Source organism: Orenia sp. (assembly GCF_055140805.1).
Window position 1 is genome coordinate 1 of sequence record NZ_JBSQYM010000112.1, and the last position, 9,827, is coordinate 9,827.

The following is a 9,827-nucleotide window of genomic DNA, read 5'->3' on the forward strand; positions in this document are numbered from 1 at the left end:
AATTAGGTCTTAAAAATGTTTTGAATTAAATTCGCGTAAATTAGTGAGATTCGTTGCTAAAAATTGTTTTGAATTATTTTTAAGGCTTTGAGTAGAAGAGTGGGCGTAGCCCAATTTGTTCTTATTGAAGAAACCATGTTTTTAATAAAATAATGTGAAAATAATCCTTAGTATGTGTTTTTAATACATATAAGCTAAATTTAATATAGAATTTATTGTTTTTAGCAGGAAATTGTAGCTATAAATAGAATATAATTAATTAAATCAAATTAATTATATTTAAAATAGGGGGCAATTTATGGGGGAAGGAATATCGTTAAGAAAGAAATTAGTTATAATCTTAGTATCTATTATGCTAGTAGTATCAGTGAGTGTATTAATTACTGTGAAAATTGTTATTACTAAAAATGCTAAGGAATCTGTATTAGAGAAGGTAAAGACTGATTTAGCAACAGGTTATAGTATTATTGATCAAAGATATCCTGGAGATTGGAGATTAGAGGGAGACCAGCTTTATAAAGGGGAGACCTTAATTAATGGTAGTTATCAGATGGTTGACTATGTTGGAAGCCTTACCAATGATACTGTAACTATTTTTGCTTATGATACTAGAGTGGCTACTAATGTTAAAAAAGATGGTAAAAGGGCAGTAGGAACAGTTGTTTCTGATATTGTTAAGCAGAAGGTTTTAAAGGAGGGAGAAGACTTTTATGGTGAGGCCAATGTAGTAGGTCACTTATATCAGACAGGCTATACTCCAATTAGAAATAAGCAAGGAGAGATAATTGGTATCTGGTATGTAGGGGCTTCTAAAGAGTTTGTTGACAAGATGGTTACTGATTCCTTTTATAATATCAGTGCTATAATCATTATTTTAACTCTTATCATCTCTATACTCTTATATCTTCTCTCTACTAGATTATCTAAACCTATCTTGAAAGCAGCAGAGTTTGCTAATCTCATTGCCCAAGGCAAGTTGGATTTAGAATCATTAGAGTATAATACAAAAGATGAATTGGGTCAATTGATTACTTCTCTTAATCAGATGAAAGATAGCTTAAGAGAGATTATTATCAATTTATTGGACAGTGTAGAGAGAATCTCAGGTCATGGGCAAGAGTTATCAGCATCAGCCCAAGAGGGAAATGCTGTAATAGAGACTACCAATCAATTAATTGAAACTATGTCGGCAGGTATTGAGGAAATTTCAAGTAGTAGTGAAGAGGTAAGTAGTTTTGCTTTAGAATCGAGTTCCAAGACTACTATTGGTAGAGAAAATATAGAGAAGACTCTACTCAGTATGGAAGATATAAAGAGTTCGGTGGTAGATACAGTTAAAGCTATCAATGACCTTGATTGTACATCAAAGGAGATTGGTCAGATAGTAGGGTTGATTACTAGTATATCAGAACAGACCAATTTATTAGCGTTAAATGCATCGATTGAAGCAGCTAGAGCAGGTGAACATGGCCATGGCTTTGCTGTTGTAGCTGAAGAAATTAGAGGATTGGCTGAGCAGACTGGCAAAGCTACTGATAGGATAGCTAAGTTAGTAGAAGAGACACAACAGAGATCTAAGGTAGGGTTAGAAGCTATAGAGTTAGTCGAAAAGAAAGTTCAAGATGGACAGAATATAGCTACTGAGACGGGAGATATATTTAAAGAGATTGAAAAATCTAGTCAAGAGATCAGTGCCCAAATTGAGCAATCATCGGCATTATCTCACAACCTAGCCTCAGACAGTACTAAAATTTCAACAGCTACCCAAGAGGTTAATAATATGTCAGAAGAGATTACTTATTCCTCCCAAGAATTAGCTCAATTGGCAGAGGAATTAAGAGATCTTGTGCAAAAATTCAGCGTTTAAGGTTAAAAAAGGTTATCAGCAGTTGCTGATAACCTTTTTTATGATCAGCTATGAATCTATTGACAAATATGATAAAATACTAAACAACATTAAAATAGTTAATAATTTTAAAGAAAGGGGACTAGAAATGACTTTATCAATAATAGTAGCTATAGACCAGAATAATTTAATAGGAAATAATAATGAAATACCTTGGTACTTGCCTTCTGACTTAAAGTACTTTAAACTAAAAACCTTAAATCATCCAGTAGTAATGGGAAGAAAGACTTTCGAATCTATTGGTAGGCCCCTTCCAAATAGACGAAATATTATTCTAACGAGAAATAAAGCTTATGCTCAACAAGGCTGTGAGATAGTTCACTCTAAAGAAGAGCTTTTAAAGCAATTTAAAGGGAGCAATGAGGAAGTTTTTATCTGTGGAGGAGCAGAGGTATATAAGTTATTCTTACCCTATGCAGATAAATTATATATCACAAGGATAGAAGAGGAGTTTGAAGGGGATACTTACTTTCCTCCAATAAATCTAGAACTTTGGGAGAAGGTCTCAACTCAGCAAGGAGTTAAGGATAAGCAAAACCCTTATGACTATAGTTTCAATCTCTATAAGAGAAAAGAAAGTTAGATTAATGATAAGTATTAAAAATACTTATCATTAATGTGATTAAAATCATATAAAGATGGTTAAAGATTCTTTATAATGTAATTGTAAGTAAGGAAAGCTAAGAGAGTAATTAAAAATTTAAATAAATTAGGAGGGGTTAATTATGAAAATTGAAAAGAGCGATATTATTTCAGAGGTATTAAGAAAATATCCAGAGACTGCAGAGGTCTTTATGAGTTTTGGAATGCACTGTTTAGGATGCCCAACAGCTACAGGTGAAGCAATTGAACAAGCTGTAATGGTACATGGAATTGATCTTGATGAGATGATGAAAGCTCTAAATGAAAAGGTAAATTAGACTATAACTTTCTACTTTGCTGGTTAGGAGTTAGAGATTGAGGTAGTTGGGGTTAATTCACCTAATACCGAAAGTGTCGCTATATTTCTATAGTGCGACACTTCGTGTCGAGTGTGAGCTATGAGTGTGAGTGTGTAAAACTTCTTTTTATTAGGGTTTACTCACACTCACACACCCACTCACGCTAATTTTAAAAGTTTCGCAATACCCTCATTAAGTTTCACTTTATACTTGGATCTATAAATAAGGAGGTAATGAGATGGAATCTATAAAGTTATTGGTGGCAGAACATAATAATATCAAAAGGGTTTTAAAAGTGCTTAGAAAGTTATCTGTTAAGGTTTTTGAGAGTGGAGAGGTCGACTTTGAATCCTTTTATGATGGGATTGATTTTATTAGAAATTATGCTGATAAGCATCATCATAATAAAGAAGAAGAGATACTCTTTAAGAAGTTATCTGAAGAGTTAGGTGAACCTTTGGCCAGTGGTCCAGTTGCAGCTATGTTCTCAGAGCATGATTTGGGTAGGCTATTTATTTACAATTTAGAGCAAGCCTTAAAATCGGTTAAAGAAGGTAATGCAGAATCTAAAGTAGATATTATTGCTAATGCTGTTGCTTATACAGATTTATTATATAGACATATTGATAAAGAGGATAATGCTATCTATACTTATGGTGAAAATAATTTAAGTAAAGAATCTTTAGCAGAGGTAGAAGAAGCATGTAATAAAGTTGAAATAATAGCTAGCCAGCAGGGTATACAGGATAAATATTTAAAGTTAATAGATGATTTAGAGCAGAGAGTCGATTAATTTAATAATATAATATGTTTAAATCAGGGAGTAAATTACTCCCTGATTTTTATGTTCAGTAACTAGGTTTAAGGTATTTATAGGTATGTGAATCTAGAATAAAATTTAACCATGATGTTATAGAGAGATAGTGGGACACTTTTTGTCGAGTGTGAGCTATGAGTGTGAGTGTGTGTAAAACTTCTTTTTATTGGGGTTTACTCACACTCACACACCCACTCACACACCCACTCACACACCCACTCACGCTAATTTTAAAAGTGTCGCAATATCCCCATTAAGTTTCATTTTTAATTCACATACCTATAGTTAAATATTATTCTAGAGAGAAATGGCTAATTATTCACTATTTCTTGATAAAATTCCCCTATTATATTGGAGGTTTAAGATCTTTTATGTCGAATTATATATCAAAGGAAGAACAAGGTGGCTTATATAACTAATTACTTTTCGTTCTAAATTATAGGAGGGGTGGCAATGAAATTTTTTAATAAGACAATACTAGCTAAATTTCTAGTACCAACACTATTTATGATATTGTTAGCTACTACAATTGTTGGAATCATGGGATACAATTTACAGAAGAATACCTTAAATAATCTGATTAAAGATAGGGCGGAACTTAAGATTGATGAGGTAAAGGTAAGTATAGATGAGAGAAGTGAGGATGTAGAGATAACTAAGAAAGCACTGAATAAATACCTAATTATGTTAACAAAGATGGTGAGTGAAGATATTAAAGATGTTCCAGAGAGTAAATTAAATACAGAAGTTACTAAAATAGCTAATGATCTCAATATACCAGAGATTCATATAATAGATGAACAGGGAATATTACGCTGGACTAATATTCCTGAATTTATTGGTTTTGATTTTAACAGTACAGAGCAGACCAAGCCGTTTTTAGAAGGGTTAACTAATAAGAACTTTAGTTTAGCTCAAGAGCCACAAAAAAGAGGTGTTGACCAGAATCTGTTTCAGTATATAGGGGTAGCTAGACAGGATAAGAAAGGGATTGTGCAGATTGGAATTAAACCAGAAGAGTTACAAGAATTGGTTAGTAGAATTGATATTGGTGAGTTAACTAAGAGAATGAAGTTTGGTAAAGAAGGTTATATTTTTATTACTGATTCAGCAGGTGATATAATAAGCCACCCTGATAGTAGTTTAATAGGTAAGAATATTACAGATTATGATTGGGGTCAGAAGGTTTTAAAGCAAGGCGAAGGTCATTTCTTATATACTTTTAACAATCAGAAGAAGTTGATGTATTTTGATAAGTATAATGATTATATAATTGCTGTTACTATACCTACAGCTGAATACTTAGGTAGTTTAACTTACTTTAGAAATATTATATTATTTACTACAGTTATTTGTATTATCTTAGCTATTATAATCATCTACTTTATAGTAAAATCGATAATTAAGCGAATTAATTTAGCAGTTAACTTCTCTAATGAGATTGCTGAAGGTAACTTAAAAGTAGAGCAGCTTAAAATCGATGGTGGAGATGAGATTGCTAAATTATCAACCTCTCTTAATAAGATGAAAGAAAATTTGAAGACTATAATTATTGATTTATTGAATGATGTTGAGGACTTATCAGCTTATAGTGAAGAGCTATCTGCTAGTGCTGAAGAAGGAAATGCTACAATTGAGACTACCAATCAACTAGTAGAAGATATGGCATCTAGTATTGAAGAGATTTCAGCTAGTGCCCAACAAGTAACAGGCTTGGCAGAAGAATCAAATTCTCAGACTCAAGTTGGAAGTAGAAATATTGAAGATACTCTAGCTAGTATGGGAGCTATCAATCAAGCTGTTAAGGATAGTCAGGTAGCTATTAATGAGTTAGATTCTAATTCTCAAGAGATAGGTACTATTGTAGAGATAATTGATAATATTGCTGAACAGACTAACTTATTGGCATTGAATGCTGCCATTGAAGCTGCAAGGGCAGGAGAGCATGGACAAGGCTTTGCGGTAGTAGCTGATGAAATTCGGGAGTTGGCAACAGAGACTAGTAAAGCAATTGATGATATTAATAAATTAGTAAAAGAGACTCAGCAGAAGTCAAAGCTAAGTTTAGCTTCTATTAAAGAAGTAGATGTTAAAGCACAAGAAGGGATGGAGGTTGCTAAGAGAACAGGGGATGTATTTATTGAAATTCAAAATTCTAGCGAACAGACAACTGCACATATCGAACAAACAGCAGCAGCTACAGAGCAGTTGGCTGAGAAAAGTGATCAGGTGATGGTCTCTTCTAATGATATCGGAAATATGTCTGAGGAGATTACTAACTCATCACAACAGTTAGCTACTATGGCACAGAAATTGCAAAGCTTAGTCGATAAATTTAAAGTTTAATTTAAATAATTTGGAATCTTGAAAATAGGCTATGAGTTCATAGTCTATTTTCTTTTATATATCAAGATGGGCATATTACGACATTTTCGTGTCGGGAACCAGGAATCTGGAATCAGTATAGTTTACAGGTTCCTGATAACTAATTCCAGATTCCTAAAAGTGTCACTTTTTCTTTCTATAAAGATATATTTAAATTATCAATTTATATAAGTATATAAATTGATAATTCTATCAAATAATAAAGGATACAGACTGCTTATCTTCCATTATAGAAAGTGGAACTTTTTAAGCATAATCTTTGAAAAAGTAGAGGTGCTTATATGGCAAATATTATTTTAATTGCAATGGCATTGGCTTTAGATGCTTTTGCAGTAGCTTTAGGATTAGGCTGTGGAAGTAGGCTGAGAGCTAAGGAGAAGTTTTTGATTGTACTCTCTTTTGGTTTCTTCCAGGGGCTGTTTGCAATCTTTGGTGCTCAATTAGGAAGTTATATTAATAGTAATATCTTTGATTTTAGTAATTACATAGGTGGAGCTATTATTTTAATTATCGGTATCTTATTTTTGAAGGAGGGCTATGAGAATCAAGAAGCCTGTGTTTACATGGAGTTCAGTCCTTGGACCTATATAGTTTTGGGAGTTAGTGTGAGTATTGATGCCTTTGGAGTAGGCTTTTCTGTATTGTATAACTTAGATATTATTCCCATAATCAGTAATGGTACAACTATTGCAGTAATTACTGCAATTTTAACAGCTATTTCGTTAATGATAGTTAATTATATTAAGAATTTTGGAATTGTTGAGAAGTATGCTAATTATCTAGGTGGAATCATTTTGGTTATTTTTGGAATCAATATGTTGATAGATATTATTTAAATACCACTATTTTTAATATAGATATCCAACTTTAGAATGAAACAATAGATAGTGCGACACTTTGTGTCGAGTGTGAGCTATGAGTGTGAGTGTGTGTAAAACTTGTTTTTATTGGGGTTTACTCACACTCACACACCCACTCACGCTAATTTTAAAAATGTCGCAATTTCTCCATTAAATTACACTTTAGAATTGGAGATCTATACCTTAGTGGCATTTTTTAAATTTAAGTATCATCAATCTTTTGGAGGGTAAGAATATAATTATAGAAAGATAGTTAAAGGAAACCGTTTTTGTTATGTCGAATTAATTTATAAGTAATAATAATGGGAGGGATTAAGATGGCAATTGATACACCGGTTGAATTAAGAAATCAGATTATCTATGAAGTCTATGTGAGAAATCATAGTGATCAGGGTAACTTTAAGGGGTTGATAAAGGATTTAGATAATATTAAGGAGTTGGGAGTCAATATTCTATGGTTGATGCCTATTCATCCAATTGGGCAGAAGAATAAGAAGGGAAAGTTAGGTTGTCCTTATTCTATTCAAGACTATAGAGGAATCAATTCTGAGTATGGCACTTTAGATGATTTTAAAGAATTAATCGATGCTGTACACCAAAGAGATATGAAGTTGATGATAGATGTAGTTTATAATCATACAGCTCATGATTCTAAGCTATTTGAAGAGCATCCTGAGTGGTTTTATCGTACTGCCGATGGAGAGATAGGTAATAAGGTTGGTGATTGGTATGATATCATAGACCTTGACTTTAATAATCAAGAGTTATGGGATTATCTAATAGATTCCCTTAAATATTGGGTAGAGCTTGGAGTAGATGGATTTCGTTGTGATGTAGTACCAATGATTCCTTTAGATTTTTGGAAACAGGCACGGGCAGAGGTTGCACAATTAAAAGAGGAAGTTATCTGGCTTGCTGAGAGTGTAGAACCTGACTTTCTTAAAGCTCTCAGAAAGAATGGTTTTGTAGGTCTATCAGATGCAGAAATCTATCAGGCTTTTGATATAAGTTATGACTATGATACCTTCCTATACTTTAAGAAGTATAAGAGAGGAGAGATATCTTTTAGCCAATATTTAGAGAAGGTAAGGATGCAGGAATATATTTATCCTGCTAATTATGTCAAGATGCGGTTCATTGAAAATCATGATCAAGCACGGGCAAGAAGATGGCTACCAATAAAAGAGGATTTATATAATTGGACAGCATTTTATTACTTCCAACAAGGGTTAACTTTGATTTATGGGGGACAAGAGACTGATGATATAATTGCTCCAAGCTTATTTGATTCTGACCCAATTGATTGGACTTTGCTCGATGAATATTATGTAGATTTGTTAAAGGATTTAGGAAAGATTAAACAAGATGAAATCTTTGCAAAGGGGTATTATGAGATTTTAGATGGTGATAGAGCCGGGGTAGTAGTGGCTACATATCAATTAGATAATAGATTAATGGTTGGAATCTTTAATTTGGAACAGAAATTAGGGGATATTAGTGTACCAGTACCTGATGGTAATTATGAGAATCTAATCAGTGCTAAACAGATGAAGGTAGTAGATGGAAGGATGACTTTAGGTGTAGAGCCGATTATCTTTGCTCTAGAGGTTGACAAAGAAGAAGGGCAGAAGGTAATCTTAGCAGAATTATAAAGGATAGTAATCAGTAAAGAGTGAGCAGTGATGAGTAAAGAACTAAAAAATTTGAATTCCTTTAATAAGGTTATGATAGTTTTTACTCTTCACTACTTATTTTTTATTACTTTTAAGCTGCAATACTTTTAGAACTTTTCATAGAATTACTACTTTTTTGATAAGCAAAGATATACCAATAACTGACACCAATTACCACTGCTCCACCGATAATATTACCAATAGTTACTGGCAACAGGTTATCAATAAAGAAGTGTTTCCAAGTCAGTTTAGCTAATTGACTTTGAGTAAAATGCCCAGCCTCTAAGTACAATGGGTTTTTGCTAGCTATAATTCCAGCTGGAATATAGTACATATTTGCAATACTATGTTGAAATCCTGCGATGATAAAGGCAAAGATTGGGAAAAACCCTCCCCAGACCTTACTGGTGATGTCTTGGGCACTATACATAGCAAGGGCTGCAGCACAAACAATAATGTTACATAAAGTCCCTAAGATAATAGCTTGACCAAAGCCAGCCTCTAATTTATGTAGTGCTAGGTGAATATGATAGGCTCCTAAATCACCATTGCCAGCATCAAATTGTCCTGCCGAGATAGTCATAATAGCAATTAAAACTGCTCCAATGAAGTTGCCAATATAAACAAGCCCTAAAACTTTAAGAAAGCTACCCCATTTTATTCTCTTCTCTAAAGCACCAATCATCAATAAGCAGTTACTAGTAAATAAGTCTGCTCCAACAATAATAATTAACATAAGTCCTACTGGAAAGATTGCTCCAGTTACTACCTTAGCAGCACCAGGGTTTTTAATAGTATAAGCAGCAGTATTACTAGATAAAGCCCCCATAGCAATAAATATGCCTGCAATAATAGCAGATAATAAAATAATGCTATTGCTTCTATTAATCTTTTTAACTCCTGATTCGATAGTGTAGTCAATCGTTTCTTTTGGCTTTAAATAACGTTTTTCCATGTTTGTCCCCCTGAAATATTTTTTGTGAAAAGAATCACGAATAAAATCATAACACACCTTAACTTATAATTCAATAAAATTAGACATTTTAGTGAATAGTGTGAAAATTCTTAGTAAAGTAAGGGGAAAATAAAAAGGACAGTGAAGGGTAAGTAGAATTAATAAATTAGTATGTTATTAAGAAGTGAGAGAATATAGAGATATTACGACACTTTTTATAATGATAAATTTACTAGCCACAGGTTTCAACCTGTGGAGATGATGACATGTTACACTACGGGTTAAAACCC

General features: G+C 33.0%; 8 protein-coding genes. 7 read left to right on the plus strand and 1 reads right to left on the minus strand.

Annotated elements, in window-relative coordinates; genetic code table 11:
• Positions 1-298 precede the first annotated feature (298 nt).
• The 7 genes from ACTCDL_RS11105 to ACTCDL_RS11135 all read left to right on the plus strand — a co-directional run bounded on the left by ACTCDL_RS11105 (position 299) and on the right by ACTCDL_RS11135 (position 8,561).
• Positions 299-1,867: a methyl-accepting chemotaxis protein gene (locus ACTCDL_RS11105; protein WP_463176560.1), complete on the plus strand. Its 1,569-nt coding sequence runs from the start codon at positions 299-301 to the stop codon at positions 1,865-1,867.
• A 127-nt stretch (positions 1,868-1,994) separates the two neighbouring features.
• Entirely contained in the window at positions 1,995-2,489 is a 495-nt protein-coding gene (locus ACTCDL_RS11110) for a dihydrofolate reductase (protein ID WP_463176562.1), read from the plus strand.
• 142 nt (positions 2,490-2,631) lie between these two features.
• Positions 2,632-2,826: a DUF1858 domain-containing protein gene (locus tag ACTCDL_RS11115; RefSeq protein WP_463176563.1), complete on the plus strand. Its 195-nt coding sequence runs from the start codon at positions 2,632-2,634 to the stop codon at positions 2,824-2,826.
• A gap of 259 nt (positions 2,827-3,085) precedes the next feature.
• Positions 3,086-3,640 (plus strand): hemerythrin domain-containing protein, encoded by a 555-nt coding sequence (locus ACTCDL_RS11120; protein ID WP_463176564.1) that lies wholly within the window; start codon positions 3,086-3,088, stop codon positions 3,638-3,640.
• Positions 3,641-4,117: 477 nt separating this feature from the next.
• A complete protein-coding gene (locus ACTCDL_RS11125; protein WP_463176565.1) occupies positions 4,118-6,010 on the plus strand; it encodes a methyl-accepting chemotaxis protein in 1,893 nt (630 codons plus the stop codon).
• 320 nt (positions 6,011-6,330) lie between these two features.
• Positions 6,331-6,885, plus strand: coding sequence for a manganese efflux pump MntP (locus ACTCDL_RS11130; protein WP_463176566.1), 555 nt, complete (start codon positions 6,331-6,333; stop codon positions 6,883-6,885).
• A 341-nt stretch (positions 6,886-7,226) separates the two neighbouring features.
• Positions 7,227-8,561: an alpha-amylase family glycosyl hydrolase gene (locus tag ACTCDL_RS11135; RefSeq protein WP_463176567.1), complete on the plus strand. Its 1,335-nt coding sequence runs from the start codon at positions 7,227-7,229 to the stop codon at positions 8,559-8,561.
• Between the two features lie 112 nt (positions 8,562-8,673).
• On the opposite strand, the gene ACTCDL_RS11140 is transcribed toward ACTCDL_RS11135, so the two are convergent.
• Positions 8,674-9,537: a formate/nitrite transporter family protein gene (locus tag ACTCDL_RS11140; protein ID WP_463176568.1), complete on the minus strand. Its 864-nt coding sequence runs from the start codon at positions 9,535-9,537 to the stop codon at positions 8,674-8,676.
• Between the last annotated feature and the right edge of the window lie 290 nt (positions 9,538-9,827).